The following is a 23,660-nucleotide window of genomic DNA, read 5'->3' on the forward strand; positions in this document are numbered from 1 at the left end:
GGGACCTTGACGGGACGCCCGGCATCCCCGTACGCGCAGACTCCGCCGGCGATTTTGATCCATTCCAGGTGCATGCCTCAGCCGCCGATCAGGAAAAGGTCTTCGACATTGGCGTCGTTCCGGATGCGGCTCTTGCGCTCGTTGGGACGTAGCCGAAGCCGCAGGAGCGCGTCGCTGATGGTGTCGAAGGCCCCGTGTGCTTCCTCGCGGGTAGGGGCAAAGGCGGCATAGTTGTCGGCGAAGCGGACGACCCGAAGCTGCGGGAGTCGGGTGTCCACTTGGGACAATCGAAGGTTGATCAGCAGGGGTGCCAGGCCGGAGCCTGCCGCGATCGGGCTCGGCATCGCGGCGAGCGCCGTACGCAAGCGGGCCAGGAAGGTGCCGTCGTGGATGTGCTCGGCGTGCCAGTCGATGACCTCGTCGAGCGTCGCGCCTTCGGACACCGACGCGACATCGAGATCGGCGATCCAACGGAAGCCTGCCTGATGATGCACGGCGGCCTGCCGCAACGCGGTGATGCGATTTCGGCGTGGGCGGAATCCCGAGACCCAGTCGTGGAAGGCGCTCGCTTCCAACACCGGCTCCAGCGCGGTGCGCAGCGCGCGGTGCACCAGACGGTCCCGCACGGTGGGGATGAAGGTGCGCATCTGTTTGCCGGTATAGGTGGGCAGCTGGACCTCCCGGACAGGTCCGGGTCGCCAGGTGCCCTCGGCGAGTTCGACGGCCAGTTGCGGCAGCATTACGTGGGCCTCGCTGCGAAGCCGCCCCCAGGTCATGCCGTCGGCACCGGGGGTGGAGGCCCGCCTGCCGCACTGGCGCAACGCGCGGCGCAGACGCGGCTCGCACAGAAGCGGCATCAACGAGTGCGATTGCGGCCCGGCGGCCGGGGACGCTGGCGCGAGTGCGTCCGGGTGCGTTACGGTGCTGGGTGCTTGGGCGGCAGGAACGATCCCCTCGCCACGCAGTACCGGCTCGCTACCCGACACGCGCGAGCTGTGGCGCTGGGAACGACGGCCCCGCCCAGGCCCTGCCGGTGATCCGAACTCCGCGTCCGCCATCGTCATCATCTCCTCACGCACTGCCGTAGTTGGTGGGGTCGGGGATGCCGTTCTGCTGGAACGCTTCCTTGCGTTCGGTGCAGGTCCCGCACATGCCGCAGTGCGTCGTTCCGCCCCGGTAGCACGACCACGTTTTCTCGAACGGCACGCGGAATGCCGCGCCAATCCGGACGATGTCGGTCTTGCTTTGGGTGATAAACGGGGCGAGGATCTCGAAATCGTCGTTCAGAAGTCCGTCGTTGGCGACGCGGGCAGACCAGGCGTACCGCTTGACGAACTCGGGGCGGCAGTCCGGGTAGACGGCGTGGTCACCGGCGTGTGCGCCGAACGCGACCACGTCGGCGTTGCGGACAACGGCTAGCGAGACCGCGATGTCGAGCATGATCGCGTTGCGGTTCGGGACGATTGTCGCCCGCATCGACTCGTCGGTGTAGTGGCCGTCTGGCACCGGCACGTCGGCGTCGGTCAGCGCGGAACCATTCAGCAGTCGACCAAGCATCGCCAGGTCAACGATCTCGTGTGGACAGTCAAGCAGTCGCGCGATCTCAGCCGCGTATTCCAGTTCGACCCGGTGCCGTTGACCATAATCGAAGGACAAGAGCGTCAGCTCTGCTCCGCGCTGGGCTAGCCAGTACGCCAGCACAGTGGAGTCCAGACCTCCGGAGGCGATCACAATGGCGTGCCGCGGGTGCCGGTGAGCAGGCGAGCCGATCGGCACGATCACCACGTCCCGCACGGTGAGGACGCCCGGCGGGCAGCGTCGGCCACTGTGGTCCACGGCGGAAGGGTCATGTGTGGTTGTGGCCGCTCAAGCCACCGGACGCCCTCCTTCACGTTGTCCGACGCGGGAAGAAGAACAGCGTCGCCGTGCCGTTTCCAGCCGATCTGAGTGCGCACCAGATCACCCCACGACGACATGCGCATCGTCGTGCGCGGCTGGGTAAGGAAAATCCAGTCATTGGGATCACCTGGAACCACGATGATGGGCACACGCAACATGTGCCGCGCAAGGAAGTTGTTGACCTCCGCGCCGGACCCGGCGCGCATGATGAGCGCGTCGACGGTGGTGCCGAGCTGGAGGTAGACGTCGCCGGAGACACTGTCGATCGTGGTTGGCCACGCGAATACGTCGCGGCAATTCCGCACACGTTGGCCGGGTTGCTGTTCGGTCTGGGTGGGTGGGGAGTCGATGACGGTGGTCATGATTCGTTCCTCCTCGAGAGAGTTGGGCGTTGGGCGCGGCCGAACGGGAGGCGTCGAGTAACCACTCCCGCCCGGCCGCAGTCGGTGTCGCGGACGTGCTCAGCCGATAGGGCACCTCGGGATAGCCGACCTGGCCCGCGAGGTCTGGCTAGATGGCCCCCGCTCGGTGCGACGGTTGATCCGCGAGCAGGACGTCGCGCAGTGCCGCGCGGAGCTGCCCGGCCTCGACGTTGGTCAACCGGGCGAGTCGCCCGCCCGGCAGCTCGATCTCGACGTCCGCGGAAGTACGCCGCCGTAAGTGCAGCGCGGACCGCTGGCCGTCGCCGTCGCGGCAGTCGACCCTGCGGTGCTGCCAACCCAGCCGACGAAGCAAGGCGGCGGCGGGCACGGTGTGACATGGCCGCCTCATGAGCCTTCGGCCTTCCTGATCAAGCCGAGGCCGTGGGTCCCGGCGGTCGCGATCGCGTACCGCAGGACTCGGTTGGGAGGCTGGCGCGGCGCGCGGCGATGCGAACCTGCATAGGCGGACTCGGCTTGCTGCCGTCGCCGCCACGCCATACGCAGCAGGCAACAGAGAAAAGTCAGCGCGGCGCTCGCCGTGATGCTCAAGGAGATCATGCGCCCTCACCCCCGGCGGCGGGGATCGCGGCGGGACCAGATATCGGGGTCATGGTCCCGCCGCGACATGGCGACAGAGCAGGGCGCCCCACGGCGGTTGGGGGAAGCCCACCGAGGTGCTGCTCCGCCGTGCTCGCCGTGTCCGTGGTCGTGACGGCGCCAGATGTGGTCGGCACGGGTGTGGCCGCCACCTCGGCGGCTTTCATAACGGCAGAGCGGAACTTCGCGGCGGCCCCGTAGTCGAGGATCGAGCTCTCTCCTGGGGAAGCCACGACCACGACATCCGAGTCGCGCACGGCAACACACAGCGTCCCTTCACGGCCGTTCACGTCACGGCACGCGATGGACCAAGGGTCGGTGTTCGTCATGCGGCCACCACCTCGCGCGGTGTCCCTACTCCATTCCCGTCGACACACCGGCTGCACGAACAAACACGGCACAGCGAGCTGAGTCTTTGGGTATCGTGACGCGCGTGGCGCCACGAATCGCTGGAAGAGCATAATTACTCCAATAGTCAGCGACGCCCTATTTGGTTTGCTGCGTCGGATTGTCAGCCGCGCAGTTGGTCAAGCGTTCTCGTTAACCCTCAAGGTCTACAGCCGGTACGTACCGGTGTAGCAGCGGTCCGTAGGCGATAATTAGTAAACGTCTGTAATAGGTCCCGGTCCAGAGCGGCTATGTGGCGTCAATGCGGCGTTCATAGATCGTTGCCCACGCTGACCTGCCCGAAGTCCGGAGCACTGCCGTGCTTGGCGAATGGGAAACCAGTACCGGCGCGCTTGCCGCCCAGTTCAATGCTCCACCCGTAGGAGACGCGGTTTGTCAAAGCGCTGATAATAGATTTCGAGATAGAGACGTTCGTCGGACTCGATGTACAGGCGGCCTTGTTGGTCGAGCTCAAGGCTCCATATCGCCACGTCGGCTTGGGCCGGCGCGGCGAACCACGCGGCAGCGGCGGTGAACACGTCGGCATAGTCGACGCCGCTGACGGTGTGAAGCTGAGCCGTAATGGCGGCATCGAGCGGGTGGGGCATGGAACGACTCCTCCGTAAGGCGGGCGGACGCCAGCGCTATACACACGCCTGCGACCGATTCCGGTCGTCAAACAGGCCGCTGTGGGTGCACCCGCTGTTGGGCTGGAAAGCGATACACCCACATCCGCGGACGCCGCGCGTCCACCCCGCGCGGCGCGCGGCCCGTCCGGATTGCAGGGAAGCTAGTGAACGCTCGTTGATCAAGCGGCAGCCAGAGCGGCAATGACGCGGCAATGAGGCGGCTATGAGGCGCCACTAGGCATGACCTGCACAAACGACTCATTTCAGGTTTGTAGTCCGAACGGGTGCAGGTCATCGAGTGGGTGATCAGACTTGACGGATAGCTGGCTATTGTGACGGTGACCGACGGGTGAGGTGATGTTCATGGGGGAGCGGCGAGTTGCCTTCGCTGACCGGCGCGAGCAGATGGGCTACACCCAAGAGAGCTTCGGTAGAGCGGTCGGGGTGGAATTCTCTACCGTCGGGCGTTGGGAACGGGGCGAGTTGACTCCGCAGCCGTACCGGCGGCCGCGCATTGCTCAGGTGCTCAAAGTGAGCCTGGCCGAGTTGGAGGTCTTGCTCTCGCGGTCCCGGCCGGCTCCGTCACTAGAGCTGACGACGTCGCCCCGCTACGCCCCGTCGCTTGTGCGTACCGGCCAGTGGAACGGCCGTCTTGTGCGTGCAGGGGTGACGGGGCAGAGTCCGACTGGTCGGAAGGAGCCCATGGACGCCAGCACGCTGCAGGAGGCCGCGGCCGCGCTGCTCAGCGCGTACGAGACCGGTAAGCCGATCGCGCCCCTCATCGAGACCTATCCCGCCGCGACGCTGGAGGACGCGTACCGCGTCCAGCAGCGGCTCGTCCGCCATTGGGCCGAGCGCGGCGACGGCGTGCGCGGGCACAAGGTCGGTCTCGCCTCCGCCGCCATGCAGCGGCAGATGGGCGTCGACCAGCCCGACTACGGCCATCTGACCGCTTCGATGTTCCACCTCGAACACCAGCCGATCCCGATCGGCGGCTTCCTGCAGCCGAAGATCGAACCGGAGATCGCGTTCGTGCTCGGTTCGCGGCTGCGCGGCCCCGGGGTCACGGTGGCGGACGCGCTGCGGGCGGTGGACTTCGTCGTCCCGGCGCTGGAGATCGTCGATTCCCGGATCCGGGACTGGAAGATCAGCATCGTCGACACCATCGCGGACAACGCGTCTTCCGGCGGTGTCGTCCTCGGCAGCAGGCCGACCGCGATCGGCGACATCGACCTGCGGCTGGTGGGCTGTGTCCTGCACCAGAACGGCGAGATCGCGGCGACCGGCGCCGGTGGCGCGGTGCTCGGTTCGCCGGTGAACGCGCTGGTGTGGCTCGCGAACACGGTCGGCCCGCTCGGCGTCGCGCTCGAACCGGGGCACGTCGTGCTGCCGGGTTCGATGACGCGGGCGATCCCGGTGAATCCGGGTGACACCGTCGTCGCGACGATGGCGGGGCTCGGCAGTGTCACCGCGAAGTTCTCCGGGGAGGAACGGCCGTGAGCCTTGAAGTGCGGGAGGCGGCGGAAGCGCTGCTGTCCGGGGAAGAACGCGAACCGCTGACCGACGCGTGGCCGGAGCTGGACGTCGACACCGCGTACGCGATCCAGGACGAGGCGCTCCGGCTCAGGCTGGAGCGTGGCGAGACGCTGATCGGTGTCAAGCTCGGCCTGACCTCGCGGGCGAAGCAGCAACGCATGGGCATCGACTCGCCGATGCTCGCCTGGCTGACCGACGCGATGGTGCTCCCCGCTGGGGTGCCCGTGCCGTCGCTGCTCCATCCGCGTGCCGAACCGGAGCTGGTTTTCGTTCTGGGACAACGTCTTTCGGGGCCTGGCGTGACCGCGGCGACCGCGATGGCGGCGGTGGACCGGGTCTACGGCGGCGTCGAGGTCATCGACAGCCGCTACCGCGACTATCGCTTCGAACTGCCGGACGTCGTGGCGGACAACGGTTCTTCCGCGTACGTCACGCTCGGGCCGGTGGGCGCCCAGCCCGCGTCGCTGGATCTCTCGCTGGAGGCGGCCCTGCTGGAGGTCGACGGCGCGATCGTCGACACCGCCACCGGAGCGGCGGTGCTGGGGCATCCGGCGGAGGCGCTGGCGCTGGCGGCCAACGCCCTCGGTGCGCGCGGGCGCGCGCTGGAGCCGGGCTGGCTCGTGTTCACCGGCGGGATGACCGACGCGGTCGACGTGCGCCCGGGTTCACGGGTGGCGGCGCATTTCTCGAATCTGGGCTCGATCACGCTCGCCGGGTCTTGACGTCGGCGCGGTCGGCCGTCCGGACCAGACCGCGCGTCAGCCGGGGCCAGATCGCGCGCGGCAGGTCGTGCCCCATGCCCGGGACGATGTCCACTTCGGACTCCCGCAGCGCGCGGGCCGTCGCCCGGCCGCCGGAAACATGCACGAGCGGATCCTTCGAACCGTGCACGACGAGCGCGGGCACGTCGACCTTCCGCAACGCGCGGAAGCGATCCCGGCTCGAAATGATCGCCGCCAGCTGCCGCGCCGTCCCGCCGGGGTTCACGCCTCGATCGAACGACCGCTCCGCGCGCTCCCGCATCCGGGTCTCGTCGAAGGGATAACCGGGCGAGCCGATCACGCGGAACGTGCGCACGAGCGAGTCGACGTACTCCTCGCGGCCGCGCGGGGGCGCCGAAAGCAGCATCGCCATCGCCTTGGCGCTCGGGCGCCCGACGAACCGGTTGCCGGTGGTCGACATGATCGACGTCAGCGACCGCACTCGCGACGGATACTCGATGGCCAGGGTCTGCGCGACCATCCCGCCCATCGACGCGCCCACGACATGCGCGCTCGCGACACCGAGCTCGGTCAGCAGCCCGGCGGCGTCGCCCGCCATGTCCGCCAAGGAGTACGGCGCCGTGCGCAGGGCATAGGCGAGCGGCAGGTTCACCCGGCCGGTCATCCGGCTGGACCGGCCGGCGTCCCGGTTGTCGTAGCGGATGACGAAGAACCCCTCGGCCGCGAGGTTCTCGCAGAGTTCGTCGTCCCACCAGATCATCTGGGAGGCCAGGCCCATGATCATCAGCAGCGGCCTGCCGTCCGGCGAGCCGAACGTCTCGTGGCACAGCTGGATGCCGTTCACTTCGGCGATCTTCTCCGGCATCACGACAGTGTGCCTACTCGCCGCGGTACGCGCGAGCCTGGATTTCGTAAAGTTCGTGGTAGAGCCCTCCTTCCTCGATGAGTTCGGCGTGCGTGCCCTGCTCGATCAGCCGCCCCTTCTCCAGCACGAGGATCCGGTCCGCGGAGCGGATGTTGGCCAGCCGGTGGGTCACCAGGATGGTCGTGCGCCTGCCCGCCCCCGAAACACTCGCGTGCCGCAGGCCGGCGAAGACCCGGGCCTCGGCCTTCGCGTCGAGCGCGGCCGTCGGCTCGTCGGCGACCAGGACGGCGGCGTCCCGGTAGATCCCGCGGGCGATGCCCATCCGCTGCCATTGCCCGCCCGAGAGGTCCTGCCCGTCGTCGAACTTCTTGGACAGCACCGTCTTCTCCTTGGCGGGTAAGGATTCGATCACCTCGTCGGCGCCGGAGGAGGTGATCGCGTCCTGCCAGGCGACGCGGTCCGGGTCTTCGCGGCCGAGCCTGCCGACGGTGACGTTGTGCTCCGCGGTCATCGGCCATTCGGCGGGATCCTGGGCGATCACCGCGATGTTCGCGTGGACCGACTCGTGATCGGCGCCCGCGAGATCGACGTCGTCCCAGTACACCTTTCCTTCCGAGGGCGGATAGAGCCCGGTGAGCAGTTTGCCCAGCGTGGTCTTGCCCGACCCGTTCTCCCCGACGAGGGCGATCACCTCGCCGCGCCGGATGGTCAAGGAAACGTCGCGCAGAGCCGGGGTTTCCTGGCCGGGATAGGTGAATCCGACGTTCTCGAGCCGGATCTCCGCCGGATCCGGCGGAGCGGCGACCCCGCCCTTCACCGGGCCGCGTTTCGCGGATTCCACGAGCAGCCGGTGGAAGAACGCGATGTAGAAGGACTCCTCGTACAAGGAGTTCACCGCGTGCATCGTGATGGACAGCGAATTCGACGCCGTCCGCATGGCGAGCGCGGCCGTCCCGGCGAGGGCGAGCTCCATCTGCCCGCTGTAGAGCAGGAGACCGAGCACCAGATACGCGATCGCGGTGCCCACGCCGGCCGCCGCACGCCCGGTCAGCCGGACCATGTTGCTGCGGTGCGCGAGCCGGACCTCTTCGCGCATCAGGCTTTCCGTGATCCGCCGGTACTCCTGGAGCAACGGCTCCTGGAGGGTGAGGGCATGTCGTTCGAGGGCGAACTGGCGCCACGTGGCCACCTCTTCGACGATCCCTTTCCGGATGTTGCGGCCGACGGTGTCGAGATAATGCCGGTAGTTCAGGCGCGCGACCTTCGCCGCCGCCCAGCCGTCGGCCACCGCGGCGAGCAGCAGCACCGGCGCGAGCCACGGGTTGAGCAGGCCCGCCGCCACCAGCGCGGCGACCAGCGAGATCAGTGCCGACGTCAGATCCGCGAGCCAGCGCAGGCTCATCTCGATCGACCGGACCCCGTACCGCGCGCCCTGCCTGGCCAGCTCCCGGAAATCGGCGTCCTCGAAGGCCAGCAGCCGCACCCGGACCATCGCCGCGGTGACCTCGTCGCCCGCCGACGTCACGACCCGCGGCCGGAGCGCGCCCTCGACCGCGGCCACCGCCGTGTCGAGCAACGCGCGCAAGGCATACGTGCCGACGACGACCACCAGCGCGGGCAGCGATTGCAGCACGCGTTCCGGCGTCGGCCCGCTCTCCAGCAGCGCGATGAACACGTTCGCCGTCGCCAGCAGGCCGAACGCCGTGACACAACCGGAAAGCAGATGGACGACGCCGGCGAGCAGGGTCAGCCGCGGCGACGTCCGCCAGGCCAGCCGCAGCACGATGGCCACGGCGGACGGGAGCGTGCGGATGGCCTTGACCATCCCCGCTTCGGCCACGGTCTCGTCGACCGCGGCCCATTCGGGCATCTTGAGGTTCTCGACCCCGATCAGGGGCACGGTCGTTTCGGGCACTCCTCCTTCTCTACGCGCACCCACCGACATTTCCGAGAGCCGAAGAGGTGCTCGGCGTCGGTACCTTGCTCGCTTGAAGTACATGAAGGGGGCCTTCATGTACTTGCGAATGTGGCGATCGCTCGGTCCGTGAAGGCCTCCTTGAGGGACTCTGGGTCCCTCAAGGAGGCCTTCACGGACTTCCACACACCCTCGCCTTGGGCTACTCTCTCGCTAGAGCGATCTATCAAATCGCAAGGGGGCGAACATGGAAGCTCTTCGAACCAGCGGACTCACCGCGCTACGCCTGATCCTGGCCTTCACCCTGCTGACCACCACGTTGCACTACGCGCACAACGTGATCAGGGCGGCCGACTATCCGCAGATCGACGGGATCCCGGTGGCGGTCGCCGCCACCTTGGTCGCCGTCGCGTACGTCGTCTTCACCGCGTTCGGTCTCGCCGGCTACCGCGATTACCTGCGCGGACGCTACTGGCGGGCGCTCGCGTTCCTGATGGTCTTCTCGCTGTCGGGTCTGGCGAGCCTCGGACACTTCCTGGTCGGTGTCCCGCAGATCCCGGCCTTCTGGTTCGCCACGATCTACACCGACACCGCTTCGGCGCTCGTGTTGTGGGTCTTCGTGACCTGGGCGGCGACGAAGCTCAACCGTGTTCCCGCGGCGGTCGGCTCCCATACGTGATGCGGTGGGGTGCGGCGATCCGGTTGATCTTCGCCGGGTCGATCGCGCCTTGGGTGAAGACCGCCGGTCCCGCCTCGAACAGGTCTTCCAGGTAGTGCTCCCAGCCGCCGGGGGACGAGATCTGCAGAACCCGCGGCGGCTCGGAGACGCGGCGCAAGGCATGCGGGACGCCGCGCGGTAGCAGCACAAAAGTGCCCTTCGTCGCGATGTGGGTCTCGTCGTCGAAATCGATCCCGAGCTCGCCTTCGAGGACGTAGATGCACTCGTCGGCTTCGTGGTGCACGTGCCGCGGGATGTCCATGGCGAGGGTGACCTCGAGCAGCGAGAACCTCGTCTCGGTGTCTTCGGTCATCGCCTTGACGCTGAACGAGGGTGGCAGCGGTACGCGGCCGGGGCGGGCTTCACCGGGTTTGAGCAGGAGAAAACGGTCCTTCGGCATGCTATGCTGCCCTTCAATCGGAAACGGACTCCGTTTCCACTTAAACGCTAGGGAGGCGGGTTGTCAACCAAGCCGCGAGCGGACGCGGAACGCAACCGGGCGAAGGTGGTCGACGCCGCGCGCGCGTTGTTCGCCGAACGCGGGGACGACGTGCAGATGCCGGAGATCGCCCGCGCGGCCGGGGTCGGCGTGGGGACCGTGTACCGGCATTTCCCGGATCGCCAGGCGCTGGTCGAGGCGGCGGCGGAGCATCGGTTCGCGGAGATCGAGCAGTACGCCAGGGCGCACTGTTTCCGTGAGGATTCCGGTCTGGAGCGCTATTTCCGGCACGTCGGCGAGGTGCTGGCGGGCGATCGCGGCCTCACCGCCGCCATCGATTCGGCCCGCGGGCGGCCCGGGAGCGAGCCGCGTGGCTCCGCTCGCGAGCGCCTCGAAACGGTGGTCGCCGAGATCATCGCTCACGATCAGGCGGCCGGCCGTCTTCGGTCGGACTGCACGGTCGCCGACGTGTATCTCCTGGTCGGCGCGCTTTCCTCGGTCATCCGCAAGGGTGCCGACTGGGTTCGTTTCCTCGACCTGCTCCGTGACCAACTTTCTACATAACATTGACGCTGATCAGTGCAATGTAGACAATCGGAGGGGTGACGCGGACCACATCGGTGACGTTCGAACGTCATCCCAGCGGCTACCGGCACTGGAAACTGACCACCGACGGCGACGTCGCGTGGCTCGAACTCGACGTCGACCCCGACGGCGGCCTCGTGCCGGGTTACGAGCTCAAGCTCAACTCGTACGACCTCGGCGTGGACATCGAGTTGTACGACGCCACGCAGCGGCTGCGGTTCGAACATCCTGAAGTCCGCGTGGTCATCGTGACCAGCGCGAAGGACAACGTCTTCTGCGCCGGCGCGAACATCCGCATGCTGGCGTCGTCGTCGCACGAGTGGAAGGTGAACTTCTGCAAATTCACCAATGAGACCCGCAACGCGATGGAGGACGCCGCCGCGCATTCGGGCCAGGTCTATGTCGCGGCGGTCAACGGCACCTGTGCCGGCGGCGGCTACGAGATCGCGCTCGCCTGCGAAAAGATCCTGCTGGTCGACGACAACTCCTCGACCGTCGCGCTGCCGGAGGTGCCGCTTCTCGGCGTCCTGCCCGGCACCGGCGGGCTCACCCGGGTGGTCGACAAACGCGGCGTACGGCGGGACCTCGCCGACGTCTTCGCCACGCGCCCCGACGGAGTGAAAGGGCGGACCGCCGTCGACTGGCGGCTCGTCGACGAACTCGTGCCGCGGCAGGGGTTCCGCGAAGCCGTGCTGGCCAGGGCGAAGGAGTTCGCGCGGACGAGCGAGCGGCTCGACGGCGAAGGTGTCGAGCTGAAGCCGCTCAAGCATCGTTATGTCGACATCGCCCGCACCGCGACCGAGGCGACGATCACCGTCAAAGGTCCGGAGGACGACGACGGCTGGCTGCTGGACGTCACGCGCGAGCTGGACGACGCGATCCTCCGGCTGCGCACCAACGAACCCGAACTCGGCACGTGGGTGCTCCGCACGGAAGGCGATCCGGCGAAGGTCCTCGACCACGAACGCGCCGTGTTCGACGCGAAAGACTGTCTGAGCAACGAAATCGTCCACTACTTCAAGCGGACGCTGAAGCGGCTGGACGTCACCAGCCGTAGCCTGATCGCCCTCGTCGAGCCGGGTAGTTGCTACGCCGGGCTCCTGCTGGAACTCGCGCTCGCCGCCGACCGGCAGTACATCTTGGACGGTCCGCCGATCGACGACGAAGACAGTGAAGAACGAGCGGCGATCACGTTGTCCGAGGCCAACTTCGGCCGCTTCCCGATGGGCAACGGCTTGACTCGCCTCGAATCCCGCTTCTTCGGGGACCCGGACCACGTCACCAGGCTCGCGGAGGTGCGCGGCAAGGCGCTGAGCCCGGCGGAAGTGAACGAACTCGGCCTGGTCACCGACGCCCCGGACGACCTCGACTGGGAGGACGAGATCCGGATCGCGCTGGAAGGGCGGGCTTCGCTCAGCCCCGACGCGTTGACCGGGATGGAGGCCAATCACCGGTTCGTGGGTCCCGAAACCCTGGAAAGCAAGATCTTCGGCAGGCTCGCCGCCTGGCAGAACTGGATCTTCACTCGTCCGAACGCATCCGGTCCCGAGGGTGCGTTGCGTCGCTACGGTACTGGTCAGAAGGCCGTCTTCGACAGGAAGCGGGTTTGAACAGCGCATGCCCACTAAGATCGATTACGACGCCAAGATCCCCAACAACATCGACCTCTCCGGTGATCGCCGCCTTCAGCGGGCGCTGGAAGGTTGGCAGCCGAAGTTCCTGGACTGGTGGGGCGAAATGGGCCCCACACTGCGGACGCAGGGGGTCTACCTGCGTACCGCGGTGAGTGTCGGACGGGACGGCTGGGCGCATTTCGACCACGTCAACGTGCCCGACTACCGGTGGGGGATCTTCCTCGCGGAGCCGGACCCCGACCGCGTCATCGGCTTCGGCGAGCACAAGGGCGAGCCCGCCTGGCAGCAGGTTCCCGGTGAATACCGCGCCGACCTGCAGCGGCTCATCGTCATCCAGGGCGACACCGAACCCGCTTCGGTCGAACAGCAGAAACTGCTGGGCCTCACCGCGCCGAGCCTTTACGACCTGCGGAATCTCTTCCAGGTCAATGTCGAAGAGGGTCGCCATCTGTGGGCGATGGTGTACCTGCTGCACGCCTACTTCGGTCGTGAAGGCCGGGACGAGGCGGAAGGATTGCTGCTCCGGAATTCCGGAAGTCCGGACGCCCCTCGGATCCTCGGCGCCTTCAATGAGGAGACCGCGGATTGGCTCGCGTTCTACATGTTCACCTATTTCACCGATCGTGATGGCAAATATCAGCTCGGCACCCTCAAGGAAAGCGGCTTCGACCCGCTTTCCCGCACTTGTGAATTCATGCTCAAGGAAGAGGCGCACCACATGTTCGTCGGCACCACGGGGGTCGACCGGGTGGTCACCCGCAGTGCCGAGCTGATCCGCGAGCACGACACCTTCGACATCGCCGGGTACGGCGGCATCCCGCTGGACGTCATCCAGCGTTACCTCAACTTCCACTACACCGTCTCACTCGACCTGTTCGGCGGGGAGACCTCTACCAACGCGGCGAACTACTACACCGCCGGGCTGAAAGGCCGCTGGCAGGAGCCCCGCCGCAAGGACGACCACAAGCTCACCGACGCCGCCGGATCGCTGTCGCGGCCGAAAGCCGACGGCACTTGGGAGACCGAGGAACACGCGGCCATCCTGCTGCTGAACCTCGACCTGCGGGAGGAGTACCGCGCCGACTGCCAGACCGGGGTCAACCGCTGGAACAAGATCCTGGACGAGGCGGGCGTCGACTTCCGATTCGTCCTCCCGCACCCTGGATTCAATCGCGAAGTCGGCATAAACTCCGGCCACCATGTGACGCCCGACGGCACCGTTGTCGACGAGCGGACATGGCTGGCCGGCAAACGCAAGTGGCTGCCCACTCCCGAAGACCTGACTTTCGTCCGATCGCTGATGCACCCGGTGTACGAGCGAGGAAAGATCGCGAGCTGGGTGGCGCCGCCACGCCAGGGCATCAATGGGAAACCGTTCGACTACGAATACGTTTACCTGAGCTGAGCGATTGAGGTGCGCCCGTGACCGCTGCTGCTACCGGGTTCAACGCGGCGAGCTACCTGCTCGACCGGCATCTGGCGGAAGGGCGGGGCGCGAAGGACGCGGTCGTTTCCCCGAGGCGAAGTCTCACGTACGCGGCGCTGGCGGCCGAAACCCGCCGGGTCGCGGCAGGGCTGAAGGCGATCGGCGTCCGCCCGGAGGAGCGGGTCCTGTTCTGCATGGCCGACGACGTCGAACTGCTCACCGGCATCCTCGGCGCGATGCTGGCCGGAGCGGTCGCGGTACCGGTGTCCACCATGGTCACCGGGCTGGACCTCGGCAAGATGCTCGCCGATTCGCGGGCCAGGGTCCTGTGCGTCTCCGGCGAGTTCGCGTCACAGGCGACGGTCGCGCTGGGGCTGGCGCCGGAGGTCACCGACGTCGTGCTGGACAGGGCGAAGGCGGCCGATCTGCCGTCCGGGATCCGCACGCACCAGTGGGGCGATCTGTCCACAGTGGACGATGTTGGCTTCGAGCCGGCGCCGACCTGGGAGGACTCGCCCGCGCTCTGGTTGTACACCTCGGGGACGACGGGCAAGCCGAAGGGCGCGATGCACCGGCACGCGGGTATCCGCGCGGTCTGCGAGACGTACGCGCGCGGCGTGCTGGACATCGGGCCGAACGACCGGTTCCTCTCCGTCCCGAAGCTGTTCTTCGCCTACGGCTTGGGGAATTCGGCGTTCTTCCCGCTCGCGGCCGGCGGGACGGCACTGCTCGAACCGGCGAGGCCGACCCCGGGACTGATCGCGGCCAGGGCCCGCGCGGAGCGGCCGACGTTGTTCTTCGCCGTCCCGACGTTCTACGCGGCACTGCTCGCCAGCGACATCCCCGACGACACGTTCGTCTCGGTACGCCAAGCGGTTTCGGCGGGCGAACCGCTGCCCGCCGTGCTGTACGAACGGTTTCGCGACCGGTTCGGCGTCGAGATCCTAGACGGGATCGGCTCGACCGAGGCGTTGCACATCTTCCTGTCCAACCGGCCGCGTCAGGTCCGTCCCGGCAGTACCGGGACGCCGGTGCCGGGTTACGAGATCGCGCTGCGCGACGAAAACGGCGATCCGGTGCCGGACGGGCAACCCGGTGAACTGTTCGTCGCCGGGCCGTCGATCGCGACCGGGTATTGGGCCCGGTACGAGACGACGAAGCAGGTCTTCCAGGGTGAATGGCTGCGGACGGGCGACAGCTTCGTGCGCAACGCCGATGGCAGTTACACCTGTCTGGGGCGCTTCAACGACATGCTGAAACCGGGCGGGATCTGGGTTTCGCCCACCGAGGTCGAGGACCGGCTGCGGCAACATCCGGCGGTCGCCGAGGTCGCGGTGGTGGCCGCCTTCGACGCCGACGGCATCGAGAAGCCGGTCGCATGCGTGGTCGGCGTGCCGGGGCACCGGCTAGACCCGGACGAGCTGATCGAGTTCTGCCGGGCCGGGCTTGCGTCGTTCAAACGGCCGCGGGGCATCGTCGAGCTGGGCGAACTGCCGAAGACGGCGACCGGGAAGATCCGGCGCAACGTCATCCGGGAACTGGTGCGGGACATGTACGAGGTCCGGGCCTATCAGCCCGACCCCACCTCACCCCTGCCCGGCTGACGTCCGCCCGATCACGCGTGTCGTCCCTCTGGTCACGCGAGATCCGCCTCCAATCACGCGAGTGCGCCGCCTGATCACGCGAGTTCGCCGATGCGGCACGCCGAGCCGATGTGACTGGACGGACGACACGCGTGATCGGAGGGACGACACGCGTGATCGAGCGGCGAACTCACGTGATTGAAGCCGGATCTCGCGTGATTGAAGGCGGAACTCAGCCGCCGTTGACGGCGCGCAGCGTCCGCATGGCTTCGGCGAGCGCGTGCGCGTCGTCACCGAGCGGAGTCAGGACGATGCGCCGCAGGATCTCCGCGCACGCCTCCCGCGCCTTCTCCGCGACGTCGAGACCGTGCTCGGTGAGCGCCGCGAACGTGACCCGGCGGTCGTCCGGGCTGGGTACCCGGCAGATGAGGTCCGCGGCGACCAGCCGGTCCGCGACCTTGGTGAACCCGCCGCTGGACAGCGCCGCCTCGACGGCCAGCCGCGTCATCGGCATCCGGTGCTCGGGTGAGCGCACGAGCCGCAACAGGATGTCGAACGACGCCGGCGCCAGGCCGAACCGTTCGGCGATCTCGCCCATCAGCTTGTTCTGCGTGGCCAGGTAGCCCTCGATCACCAGGCCCCACCACGTGACCACTTCGTCGTCTTGCGGTTCCTCGGTTGTCACGCGGGCGAGAGTACACCAAGAACTCTTCCAGGAATATATCTTGCGCGCGAGAGGTTATCGGGCTAGCTTGATTTCACCGGCTCCAGAGGAGGGCACCATGTCGATCAAGACTTCGGGCCTGCACCACGTCACCGCCATCGGTGGCGACCCCCAGCGCAACGCGGACTTCTACACCCGGGCCCTCGGCCTGCGGCTGGTGAAGACCACCGTGAACTTCGACGACCCCGGCACCTACCACCTCTATTACGGCGACGGATCCGGCAAGCCCGGCTCGCTGATGACGTTCTTCCCGTGGAAGGACGCCCCGAAGGGCCGCCACGGCACCGGCCAGGCGACCACGACGTCGTTCTCCGTGCCCGAGGCCTCACTCGGCTGGTGGAAGCAGCACCTCGCCGCGAGCGGCACCGAGACGAGCCAGATCCGGAACTCCGACGGCGAGGAGACGCTCACCTTCGCCGATCCGGACGGCCTGAAGCTCGCGCTCGTCGCGCATCCGCAGGGCGATCCGCGCGACCCGTGGGACACCAAGCTCGTCCCCGCCGAACACGCGATCCGCGGCCTGCACTCCGTCACGCTGTCGGTGTCCAAAGAGGACGCGACCGCCGGGATGCTGACCGACGGCCTCGGCCTGTCCTTCGAGCACCAGGAGAGCAACCGCCTCCGGTTCTCCGCCGGTGAGGGCGGCCCCGGCGCGCTCGTCGACGTCCTCGTGACCCCCGACGCCCCGCGCGGGCTGGTCGCGGCGGGCACCGTGCACCACGTCGCCTGGCGTGCGCCGGACGAAGAGACCCAGGCCGCCTGGCGCGACGAGCTCATCGACGACGGCGTGAACGTGACGTCCATTTTGGACCGTCAGTACTTCCGCTCGATCTACTTCCGCGAGCCGGGCGGCACCCTGCTCGAGGTCGCGACCGACGAACCCGGTTTCGCGATCGACGAGCCGCTGCTCGAACTCGGCCGCGCGCTGAAACTCCCGCCGTGGCTGGAGCCCAAGCGCGAGGACATCGAGGCCATGCTGCCGAAACTGGACCTCCCGAGCGAGAACAACCCGCGATGAGCACCTTGGAGCACAAGTACGTCGAGGGCGCGGCCGACGAGCCGGTGCTGCTGCTCCTGCACGGCACCGGCGGCGGGCCGGACGACCTCGTACCGCTGGCCCGGCGGCTGAGCCCGGCGTCGGCGCTGCTCGCGCCGGCCGGGCCGGTGTCGGAACACGGTGCGGCGCGCTGGTTCCGGCGGCTGGCCGAGGGCGTCTTCGACCACGAGGACGTCGTCTTCCGCGCGAACCAGCTGGCCGATTTCGTGCTCGCCTCGCGCGAGGAATACGGCCTCGGCGACCGGCGGCTCGTCGCCATCGGGTTCTCCAACGGCGCCAACATCGCCGCCGCGGTGACCCTGCTCCGCCCGGACGCCGTCCGGGAGTCCGCGCTGTTCGCGGCGATGTCACCGCTCCCGGAGCCGCCACGCGAAGACCTGTCCGGCACCAGGGTCTTCCTGTCGAACGGCGAGCACGATCCGATGGCGCCGCTGGGTTCGGCCGAGACACTCGTCCGTGACCTGCGCGAACGCGGCGCGGACGTGGTCGCCCACCGGCATCCCGGCGGGCACCAGGTCACCGGCAACGGTTTGGTAGCGGCCGCGGGGTGGCTCAACCCGTAGCGGGGAGAGCAAAGCACGCGAACGTAAAATCGTCCGATGACTAACGGGGACCTCGTCCGCGCCCAGGCCCTGCTCGACAGGGTCCTCCTCGCGGACGGGCACAACGATCTGCCATGGGAGCTGCGGGTCACGACCGGGCCGGATCCGGTCGAGGCCGTGGCGGGCACGGATCTCACGGTCCGCCAGCCGCATCTCCACACCGACTTCCCGAAGCTCGCCGAGGGCAGGCTCGGGATGCAGTTCTGGTCCGTCTACGTGCCTTGCCAGTTCGAGGGGCACAGCGCGGTGACGGCGGTCCTCGAACAGATCGAGATCGTGCACCAGATGGCCGAGCGATACCCCGATCGCCTGGCCCTCGTGGACACCGCCGACCAGGCCGAAGCCGCGTTCCGCGACGGCAAGATCGCTTCGCTGCTGGGTGCCGAGGGCGGCCACAGCATCGCCGAATCCCTTGGCGTGCTGAGGATCCTGCGCCGCCTCGGCGTCCGCTACATGACGCTGACGCACAACTACAACACCACCTGGGCCGACTCCGGCACCGACGAACCCGAGCACGGCGGGCTCACCGAATTCGGCCGTGACGTCGTCCGCGAGATGAACGAGATCGGCATGCTCGTCGACCTCTCGCACGTCGCGCCGAGCACCATGCGCGCGGCGCTGGAGGTCAGCTCCGCGCCGGTGATCTTCAGCCACTCCTCCTGCACCGCGGTCAACGACCACCCCCGCAACATCCCCGACGACGTGCTGGAAACGCTGGCGGCCAAGGACGGCGTCGCGATGGTGACGTTCGTGCCGGGCTTCATCTCGCCGAAGGTCGCCGAGTGGGACGACCAGCTGCGCCAGGACATGGAAGCCGCGGGCAGGGATTACCGCAACATCGACCAGCGCACGAAGTTCACCGCGGAGCGAGGCGGCCCGGATAAGCCGAAGGCGGGCATCGACGACGTCGTCGCGCACATCGAGCACGCGCGCGAAGTGGCCGGTGTCGACCACATCGGACTCGGCGGCGACTACGACGGAGTCGCGACGCTGCCCGAAGGCCTCGAGGACGTGTCCAAGTACCCGGTGCTGTTCGCCGCGCTGCTGGAACGCGGCTGGAGCGAAGAGGACTGCGCGAAGCTGGCCGGGAAGAACACCTTGCGCGTGCTGCGCGCGGCGGACGAGGTCACCCGTTCGGACGCTTGAGAGCGCGATCTAGCCCGCTTCGGCGGACACTGTCCTGCATGACGCAGCCGGAGGAAGGCACCGCCGAGGTTCCCGTCAGGCCGCCCGAGACCGCGGGCGGCGCACGCCACAGCGGAAAGTTCGAGGCCGGCCCGAAACTCAAACGGACCCGGGTGAGCGGCACCTGGATCGCCGTCATCGTGGCGCTGATCGTGCTGGTGTTCCTGCTCGTGTTCATCCTGCAGAACCAGGACACGGCCACCGTCCACTTCCTCGGCATGTCCGGCAGCATGCCGCTGGCGGTCGCGATGCTGTTCTCGGTGATCGCCGGCGGCGCGCTGGTCGCGCTCGTCGGCGGCGCCCGGATCCTGCAGTTGCGCAAGCAGGCCAAGAAGTCCCGGCATCAGCTGCGCTGAGCGACGCCGCTCCGGAACTCGCTGGGGTTGACGCCGCGCACGCGTTTGAACGCCGCGCTGAACCCGAAGGCGTCGGAGTAGCCGACGGTGCGCGCGATGTCCGAGATGGTCGCGGACGCCTTGCCGGTCAGCAGATCCGCCGCGAGCGTCATGCGCCAGCGGGTGAGATAGGTCAACGGCGGTTCGCCGACCAGCTCGGCGAACCGCTTGGCCAGCGTCGACCGTGAGACCCCGGCGCGTGCGGCCAGCGAGCCGACGGTCCACGGTGCCGCCGGCTCCGCGTGCAGCAGGCGCAGCGCGTCGCCCACCACCGGATCCCGCTGCGCCGCCCACCACGCCGGCGGCTCACCGCCCGGCCGGTCGAACCACTCGCGCAGGGAACAGACCAGCATCCAGTCCAGCAGCCGGTCGAGGACGACCTGCTGGCCCGGCGCGTCGATGGCGACTTCCGCGGCGAGGTGTTCCAGGACTGGGTCACCCGCGCCCCCGGCGTCCACCCGCAGCACGACGGGCAGCGCGTCCAGCAGCGGACGGCCGATCTCGCCGCGCACCGGGTACGCGCCGACGATCAAGGTCGTCTCACCGCCGGGGTCGTCGACCCAGCCGAGCCGGTGCCGCGTCCCGCCCTGTTCGGGCGTCGCGCAGTGCTCGCCGCACGCGAGCGGCTCGGCCGAAGTGCCGACTTCGTCGACGAAGGTGAACGTCGCGGGCCCGCGCACGATGACCGACTCGCCCGCGCGAAGCGGCTCGGGCGGACCCTCCTCAGGCACGATCCAGCCCGCCCCGGTGAGCACGGCGCACAGGGTCAGCGGCGCGCCGTCCACGAAGTGCACTGCCCAGGGCGGGGACAGCGTCGTGCTGCCGAACAACGAACCGTGGGACCGCACGCCGCGGATCAGGTCACTGAACACGTCCACGCGGCCGAGGTTAGACGAATGGACAGGTGATCCGGCCTTTCACCTATGGGCACGTCCGAGCCAGCCGGATTGAATCGAGCTCATGCTGACCTCCGACGACCTCGAATTCCTCCGCCGCCCCCTGCACGGATTCCTGGCCGTGGCCGGCGGCCCGGTCCGGCCGGTGTGGTTCGAGGCCACCGCCGACGGCGCCATCCAGCTGTTCACGCCCCGTGAGTCGCCCAAGGTGCGACGGCTGGACGACGATCCCCGCGCGTCGATCATCGTGGCCGCGCCGGTCGGCGAGCGAGAGCGCTGGGTCTCGGTCTCCGGGCCCGCCACGGTGGAACCCGACGGGGCGCACGACCTGGCCGCCCGGCTCGCCGAGCGCTATTGGGACCTCGAAGACCCGGCCCACGCGGGCGAGCTCGCCGGGATCCAGACCCTCGACCTCGTGCGGCTCGTCATTCGGCCTGAGAAGGTGAGCCGCTACCTGATGTGATGATCGACGTCATCCCGAGCACGGCGGCGCAAACGTTTTCGTCGCCCTCGGCGGCGACGCGGGCGCGGTCCGCCGGGTTCCGGGTGCACAGCCGCCAGAAGGTGTCCGCGTCCGTCGTCACCGAGGCCAGCGGCGTTCGTGACGTCGGCGCGGCGCGGTCGAGTTCCCAGCCGTCCGCGGTCCGCCGTGCCGTCCACTTCCCACCGCCCGGGCCGGTGACGGTGTAGGCGACCTGCCTGCCGACGCGGGCGTCGATGTCACGCAGGGTGTGCGGCAACGCCCGCATGAAGGTGTCGACCACCGGCCCGCGGAAGTCCGGATCGTCGAGCAACCGCGCGCCGACGGCCTCGCGGATCTGCTGCTGGTGCACCCAGCATTCGGTGTACTCGCGGGCGACGTCGAGCCATACCGGCGCGGGCTCGTCCCCGGCCCAGCTCACCGGGTCGCCGACGGCGTCGAGGTCGGCGCGGCCGAACATCTCGGCGATCTGCGAGGTGCTGTCCACCAGCATCGCGAACAGCACTTCGGGGGACAGCCGCCGGCACGCGACCACCCATTCGTCGTTGATCCGGTCGATGAAGTCCTCGAACCGCTCGCCCTCGCGGGGCGCCGTCGTCCGGTAGTCGTCGCGGTCGCGGGACAGCCTGCCGAGTTTGTCGCCCAGGATGTGGGCCGCGAGATCGTGCACCGTCCAGCCCGTGCACACCGTCGGCGCGGCCCATCGGTCCGCGTCCAATCCGGTCAGGACGTCCAGCAAGGCCTGCTCCTCCCGCGCGAACAACGGGAGGACGTCGATCGGCGGACCCCAGCGCGTGAAGCTCATGCAGCCATCCAAACACCCTCGTCGATCACAATTTCGGCCATTCGGCCTACTCGCAGGTAGCATCAGCGCGAACGTGAGGGGAGTGCCCGTGAGCAACGACCGACCCGCCGGTGAAGACCTGGCCGCTTTCGCCAAACGCGCGGGACAGCTGGCGGGCTGGGCCGCCCGCACGGGTTTCGAGTTCACCCGCAAGCTCCCCGGTGTCGAAATCGCGGAACAGGTCATCAAACAGGGCGAGCGGCAACTGCTCTCGGAGCTGCGCCGCCGTCTCGACGAGGTCGACGACCCGTACCACGCCGCGCTCACCGCCGCGTCCGCGATGAACCGGCCCGACACCAACGGCTCCCGGCCGGTCGAGGCCACCATCACCCTCGTGCACACCCGCGCCCAGCTCGAACCGCTCCGCGCGGCGATGGCCGAACTGCTCAACCACTCGATCGGCTTCGGCCGCGAGCGGGCGCGCGAATACCTCTACGCGATCATCCTGCGCCAGCTCACGCCGGACGAGGCCCGCATCCTTTCCGCGCTCTCCGACGGCTCGCCGTTCCCCGCCGTCGACGTCGCCGAGCGCACGAGCCTCGGTGCCGCCGGGCGGTTCGTGCTGCGCAACGCCTCCACCGTCGGCAAGGCGGCCGGGGTGTCGCTGCCGGACCAGGTGCCCGGCTACCTCACCAGGCTGATCGGGCTCGGCCTGGTCGAGCTGGACGAAGAGGTGCCCGCGCTGGAGACGCAGTACGAGATCCTGCTGACCGACGAGACCGTCCGCGAGGCGGAGAAATCGGTGAAGCGGGCCAAGTTCGTCAAACGCACGGTCCACATTTCCCGGCTCGGCGCCCAGTTCTGGCAGGCCTGCGACCCGAGCGCCGGTTGACCCCGGCATGGGTGCGTTCCTCGACGGGATCCTCGCCGACTTCGGCAGGCACTGGCCGCTCTACGTCTCCATCCCGATCGTCGCCGCCCTGATCGGCTACACCACCAAACTCGTCGCGATCCGGATGATGTTCCAGCCGGTCGAGTTCATCGGGATCAAACCCTTCCTCGGCTGGCAGGGCATCGTGCCCAAACGCGCCGCGCGGATGGCGAGCATCGCCTGCGACACGATGACCGAGCAGCTGATCAAACCGGCGGAGGTCGTCGCCCGGCTCGATCCGCAGAGAATCGCCAAGGAGATCGAAAAACCGCTCCAGGCGGCCGTCGAGGACATCGTGCGCGACGTCGCCGCCCACTACCAGCCGGGGCTGTGGGAATCGCTGCCGGTGGGGATGCAGCGGCTGGTGATCCAGCGCGTCCAGGCCGAGACGCCGCGGATGGTCGCGGCCGTGCTGGAGCTCATCAAGTCCGATGTGGACAGTGTGTTCGACCTCAAGGGCATGGTGGTCACCGCACTGGTCAAGGACAAACGGCTGCTGAACCGGATCTTCCAGGAAGCGGGCGACAAGGAGTTCAAGTTCATCGCCCGCTCCGGCATCTTCTTCGGCGGGCTCATCGGCGTCATCCAGATGATCGCGTGGGTGCTGTTCAAGTTCCCGCTGATCATGCCGCTGTTCGGGCTCTTCACCGGCTGGTTCACCGACTGGCTGGCGTTGCGGATGATCTTCTACCCGATCGAGGAACGCCGGTATTTCGGCGTGCGCTGGCAGGGCCTGTTCCTGAAGCGGCGTGGCGAGGTCGCGGAGGCGTACGGCGCGCTGATCGCGAAGGAGATCATCACCCCGCACAACGTGATCGAGGCGGTGCTGCGCGGACCGCTGTCGGACCGGGTGCTCGGGCTGATCCAACGGCAGCTCGACGCTCAGCTCGGGCGGCGCGTCGGCGTCGGGAAACCGCTGGTGGTGTTCGCCGTCGGCAGCAGGCGGTATCAGGACATGAAGCTGAACATCGCCGAGAAGATCATGGACAAGCTTCCCGAGACCATGCGGTACATCGAGGATTACGCGACCGACGCGATGGACATCCGGAACGTGCTGGTGACGAAGATGAAGGAGCTGTCGCCGCGCGAATTCGAAGGACTGCTGCGGCCGGCGTTCCAGCAGGACGAATGGATCCTGATCGCGACCGGCGCCGTCCTCGGCTTCGCCGTCGGTGAGGCCCAAGTCCTCCTCCTGGAGCACTTCGCCGCCTGACAAGGACCGCATTCAGAGGACGAAATGCGCGGATG

Annotated in this window: 25 protein-coding genes and 1 pseudogene; 15 read left to right on the forward strand and 11 right to left on the reverse strand. The window is 68.2% G+C overall.

Annotated elements, in window-relative coordinates:
• Positions 1 to 77 precede the first annotated feature (77 nt).
• The 5 genes from AJAP_RS01930 to AJAP_RS01955 form a co-directional block, all read right to left on the reverse strand.
• The gene (locus tag AJAP_RS01930; RefSeq protein ID WP_228694846.1) at positions 78 to 740 is read right to left on the reverse strand and encodes a reverse transcriptase domain-containing protein; all 663 of its coding nucleotides are present in this window, start codon (positions 738 to 740) and stop codon (positions 78 to 80) included.
• A gap of 331 nt (positions 741 to 1,071) precedes the next feature.
• The gene (gene queC / locus AJAP_RS01935; RefSeq protein WP_084098551.1) at positions 1,072 to 1,779 is read right to left on the reverse strand and encodes a 7-cyano-7-deazaguanine synthase QueC; all 708 of its coding nucleotides are present in this window, start codon (positions 1,777 to 1,779) and stop codon (positions 1,072 to 1,074) included.
• Positions 1,779 to 2,261 (reverse strand): hypothetical protein, encoded by a 483-nt coding sequence (locus tag AJAP_RS01940; RefSeq protein WP_038507748.1) that lies wholly within the window; start codon positions 2,259 to 2,261, stop codon positions 1,779 to 1,781. Before AJAP_RS01940 ends, queC begins: the two co-directional genes overlap by 1 nt.
• A gap of 148 nt (positions 2,262 to 2,409) precedes the next feature.
• Positions 2,410 to 2,649: a hypothetical protein gene (locus AJAP_RS01945; RefSeq protein ID WP_038507749.1), complete on the reverse strand. Its 240-nt coding sequence runs from the start codon at positions 2,647 to 2,649 to the stop codon at positions 2,410 to 2,412.
• A gap of 1,021 nt (positions 2,650 to 3,670) precedes the next feature.
• Positions 3,671 to 3,913, reverse strand: coding sequence for a hypothetical protein (locus tag AJAP_RS01955; protein ID WP_038507751.1), 243 nt, complete (start codon positions 3,911 to 3,913; stop codon positions 3,671 to 3,673).
• Positions 3,914 to 4,297: 384 nt separating this feature from the next.
• Here AJAP_RS01955 and AJAP_RS44595 point away from each other — a divergent pair.
• The 3 genes and pseudogenes from AJAP_RS44595 to AJAP_RS01965 all read left to right on the forward strand — a co-directional run.
• Positions 4,298 to 4,477 (forward strand): annotated as a pseudogene (locus AJAP_RS44595) (helix-turn-helix domain-containing protein); the annotation flags it as partial.
• 159 nt (positions 4,478 to 4,636) lie between these two features.
• Positions 4,637 to 5,434: a 2-keto-4-pentenoate hydratase gene (locus tag AJAP_RS01960; RefSeq protein ID WP_037335454.1), complete on the forward strand. Its 798-nt coding sequence runs from the start codon at positions 4,637 to 4,639 to the stop codon at positions 5,432 to 5,434.
• The gene (locus AJAP_RS01965) at positions 5,431 to 6,192 is read left to right on the forward strand and encodes a 2-keto-4-pentenoate hydratase (protein ID WP_038507752.1); all 762 of its coding nucleotides are present in this window, start codon (positions 5,431 to 5,433) and stop codon (positions 6,190 to 6,192) included. The genes AJAP_RS01960 and AJAP_RS01965 overlap by 4 nt, the downstream gene beginning before the upstream one ends.
• Here AJAP_RS01965 and AJAP_RS01970 read toward each other — a convergent pair.
• Positions 6,173 to 7,057 carry an alpha/beta fold hydrolase gene (locus AJAP_RS01970; protein ID WP_038507753.1) on the reverse strand — a complete coding sequence of 295 codons (885 nt, stop codon included), beginning with the start codon at positions 7,055 to 7,057 and terminating at the stop codon, positions 6,173 to 6,175. The genes AJAP_RS01965 and AJAP_RS01970 overlap by 20 nt on opposite strands.
• Before the next feature lie 13 nt (positions 7,058 to 7,070).
• The gene (locus AJAP_RS01975) at positions 7,071 to 8,972 is read right to left on the reverse strand and encodes an ABC transporter ATP-binding protein (protein WP_038507754.1); all 1,902 of its coding nucleotides are present in this window, start codon (positions 8,970 to 8,972) and stop codon (positions 7,071 to 7,073) included.
• 247 nt (positions 8,973 to 9,219) lie between these two features.
• On the opposite strand from AJAP_RS01975, the gene AJAP_RS01980 reads away from it, so the two are divergent.
• Positions 9,220 to 9,651, forward strand: coding sequence for a hypothetical protein (locus tag AJAP_RS01980; protein ID WP_148311434.1), 432 nt, complete (start codon positions 9,220 to 9,222; stop codon positions 9,649 to 9,651).
• Here the strand turns inward: AJAP_RS01980 and AJAP_RS01985 are convergent.
• Positions 9,614 to 10,090, reverse strand: a complete 477-nt coding sequence (locus AJAP_RS01985) for a cupin domain-containing protein (protein WP_038507755.1) — start codon at positions 10,088 to 10,090, stop codon at positions 9,614 to 9,616. The genes AJAP_RS01980 and AJAP_RS01985 overlap by 38 nt on opposite strands.
• Positions 10,091 to 10,150: 60 nt before the next feature.
• Here AJAP_RS01985 and AJAP_RS01990 point away from each other — a divergent pair, with 60 nt between their 5' ends.
• Genes AJAP_RS01990 through AJAP_RS02005 form a run of 4 tightly spaced genes read left to right on the forward strand, consistent with a single transcriptional unit; the run spans position 10,151 to position 15,378 of the window.
• Complete coding sequence (locus AJAP_RS01990) at positions 10,151 to 10,693, forward strand: TetR/AcrR family transcriptional regulator (protein WP_038507756.1); 543 nt, start codon at positions 10,151 to 10,153, stop codon at positions 10,691 to 10,693.
• 38 nt (positions 10,694 to 10,731) lie between these two features.
• Positions 10,732 to 12,324: a 2,3-epoxybenzoyl-CoA dihydrolase gene (gene boxC / locus AJAP_RS01995; RefSeq protein ID WP_038507757.1), complete on the forward strand. Its 1,593-nt coding sequence runs from the start codon at positions 10,732 to 10,734 to the stop codon at positions 12,322 to 12,324.
• Between the two features lie 7 nt (positions 12,325 to 12,331).
• A complete protein-coding gene (gene boxB / locus AJAP_RS02000) occupies positions 12,332 to 13,753 on the forward strand; it encodes a benzoyl-CoA 2,3-epoxidase subunit BoxB (RefSeq protein ID WP_038507758.1) in 1,422 nt (473 codons plus the stop codon).
• Positions 13,754 to 13,770: 17 nt separating this feature from the next.
• Positions 13,771 to 15,378: a benzoate-CoA ligase family protein gene (locus tag AJAP_RS02005; protein WP_038507759.1), complete on the forward strand. Its 1,608-nt coding sequence runs from the start codon at positions 13,771 to 13,773 to the stop codon at positions 15,376 to 15,378.
• A 211-nt stretch (positions 15,379 to 15,589) separates the two neighbouring features.
• Here AJAP_RS02005 and AJAP_RS02010 read toward each other — a convergent pair whose 3' ends face one another.
• Positions 15,590 to 16,042, reverse strand: coding sequence for a MarR family winged helix-turn-helix transcriptional regulator (locus AJAP_RS02010; protein ID WP_038507760.1), 453 nt, complete (start codon positions 16,040 to 16,042; stop codon positions 15,590 to 15,592).
• A 97-nt stretch (positions 16,043 to 16,139) separates the two neighbouring features.
• Between AJAP_RS02010 and AJAP_RS02015 the strand changes: the two genes are divergently transcribed.
• From AJAP_RS02015 to AJAP_RS02030, 4 genes are read left to right on the forward strand one after another with little or no spacing between them, the layout of a single operon-like run.
• The gene (locus AJAP_RS02015; protein WP_038507761.1) at positions 16,140 to 17,099 is read left to right on the forward strand and encodes a ring-cleaving dioxygenase; all 960 of its coding nucleotides are present in this window, start codon (positions 16,140 to 16,142) and stop codon (positions 17,097 to 17,099) included.
• Positions 17,096 to 17,701 carry an alpha/beta hydrolase gene (locus tag AJAP_RS02020; RefSeq protein ID WP_038507762.1) on the forward strand — a complete coding sequence of 202 codons (606 nt, stop codon included), beginning with the start codon at positions 17,096 to 17,098 and terminating at the stop codon, positions 17,699 to 17,701. The genes AJAP_RS02015 and AJAP_RS02020 overlap by 4 nt, the downstream gene beginning before the upstream one ends.
• 36 nt (positions 17,702 to 17,737) lie before the next feature.
• A complete protein-coding gene (locus AJAP_RS02025) occupies positions 17,738 to 18,886 on the forward strand; it encodes a dipeptidase (protein ID WP_038507763.1) in 1,149 nt (382 codons plus the stop codon).
• Positions 18,887 to 18,924: 38 nt separating this feature from the next.
• Entirely contained in the window at positions 18,925 to 19,281 is a 357-nt protein-coding gene (locus tag AJAP_RS02030; protein ID WP_038507764.1) for a LapA family protein, read from the forward strand.
• On the opposite strand, the gene AJAP_RS02035 is transcribed toward AJAP_RS02030, so the two are convergent.
• Positions 19,269 to 20,198, reverse strand: a complete 930-nt coding sequence (locus AJAP_RS02035) for an AraC family transcriptional regulator (RefSeq protein WP_038507765.1) — start codon at positions 20,196 to 20,198, stop codon at positions 19,269 to 19,271. The two genes, AJAP_RS02030 and AJAP_RS02035, sit on opposite strands and share 13 nt — an antisense overlap.
• An 82-nt stretch (positions 20,199 to 20,280) precedes the next feature.
• Here AJAP_RS02035 and AJAP_RS02040 point away from each other — a divergent pair, with 82 nt between their 5' ends.
• Complete coding sequence (locus tag AJAP_RS02040; protein ID WP_038507766.1) at positions 20,281 to 20,679, forward strand: pyridoxamine 5'-phosphate oxidase family protein; 399 nt, start codon at positions 20,281 to 20,283, stop codon at positions 20,677 to 20,679.
• Here the strand turns inward: AJAP_RS02040 and AJAP_RS02045 are convergent.
• On the reverse strand, positions 20,642 to 21,502 hold the full coding sequence (locus AJAP_RS02045) for a maleylpyruvate isomerase family mycothiol-dependent enzyme (RefSeq protein ID WP_038507767.1): 861 nt from the start codon (positions 21,500 to 21,502) through the stop codon (positions 20,642 to 20,644). The two genes, AJAP_RS02040 and AJAP_RS02045, sit on opposite strands and share 38 nt — an antisense overlap.
• Positions 21,503 to 21,590: 88 nt before the next feature.
• Here AJAP_RS02045 and AJAP_RS02050 point away from each other — a divergent pair, with 88 nt between their 5' ends.
• Positions 21,591 to 22,373, forward strand: coding sequence for an Abi-alpha family protein (locus AJAP_RS02050; protein ID WP_038507768.1), 783 nt, complete (start codon positions 21,591 to 21,593; stop codon positions 22,371 to 22,373).
• 7 nt (positions 22,374 to 22,380) lie between these two features.
• Entirely contained in the window at positions 22,381 to 23,625 is a 1,245-nt protein-coding gene (locus tag AJAP_RS02055; RefSeq protein WP_038507769.1) for a DUF445 domain-containing protein, read from the forward strand.
• Positions 23,626 to 23,660 lie beyond the last annotated feature (35 nt).

It is taken from the genome of Amycolatopsis japonica, assembly GCF_000732925.1.
Taxonomy (GTDB): Bacteria; Actinomycetota; Actinomycetes; order Mycobacteriales; family Pseudonocardiaceae; genus Amycolatopsis; species Amycolatopsis japonica.

Bases quoted from the DNA above. Each gene is read 5' to 3' on its own strand.
- AJAP_RS01930 (WP_228694846.1), bottom strand. From the start codon at position 740: ATGCTGCCGCAACTGGCCGTCGAACTCGCCGAGGGCACCTGGCGACCC.
- AJAP_RS01940 (WP_038507748.1), bottom strand. From the start codon at position 2,261: ATGACCACCGTCATCGACTCCCCACCCACCCAGACCGAACAGCAACCC.
- AJAP_RS01955 (WP_038507751.1), bottom strand. From the start codon at position 3,913: ATGCCCCACCCGCTCGATGCCGCCATTACGGCTCAGCTTCACACCGTC.
- AJAP_RS01960 (WP_037335454.1), top strand. From the start codon at position 4,637: ATGGACGCCAGCACGCTGCAGGAGGCCGCGGCCGCGCTGCTCAGCGCG.
- AJAP_RS01970 (WP_038507753.1), bottom strand. From the start codon at position 7,057: ATGCCGGAGAAGATCGCCGAAGTGAACGGCATCCAGCTGTGCCACGAG.
- AJAP_RS01980 (WP_148311434.1), top strand. From the start codon at position 9,220: ATGGAAGCTCTTCGAACCAGCGGACTCACCGCGCTACGCCTGATCCTG.
- AJAP_RS01985 (WP_038507755.1), bottom strand. From the start codon at position 10,090: ATGCCGAAGGACCGTTTTCTCCTGCTCAAACCCGGTGAAGCCCGCCCC.
- boxB (WP_038507758.1), top strand. From the start codon at position 12,332: ATGCCCACTAAGATCGATTACGACGCCAAGATCCCCAACAACATCGAC.
- AJAP_RS02015 (WP_038507761.1), top strand. From the start codon at position 16,140: ATGTCGATCAAGACTTCGGGCCTGCACCACGTCACCGCCATCGGTGGC.
- AJAP_RS02020 (WP_038507762.1), top strand. From the start codon at position 17,096: ATGAGCACCTTGGAGCACAAGTACGTCGAGGGCGCGGCCGACGAGCCG.
- AJAP_RS02025 (WP_038507763.1), top strand. From the start codon at position 17,738: ATGACTAACGGGGACCTCGTCCGCGCCCAGGCCCTGCTCGACAGGGTC.
- AJAP_RS02030 (WP_038507764.1), top strand. From the start codon at position 18,925: ATGACGCAGCCGGAGGAAGGCACCGCCGAGGTTCCCGTCAGGCCGCCC.
- AJAP_RS02040 (WP_038507766.1), top strand. From the start codon at position 20,281: ATGCTGACCTCCGACGACCTCGAATTCCTCCGCCGCCCCCTGCACGGA.
- AJAP_RS02045 (WP_038507767.1), bottom strand. From the start codon at position 21,502: ATGAGCTTCACGCGCTGGGGTCCGCCGATCGACGTCCTCCCGTTGTTC.
- AJAP_RS02055 (WP_038507769.1), top strand. From the start codon at position 22,381: ATGGGTGCGTTCCTCGACGGGATCCTCGCCGACTTCGGCAGGCACTGG.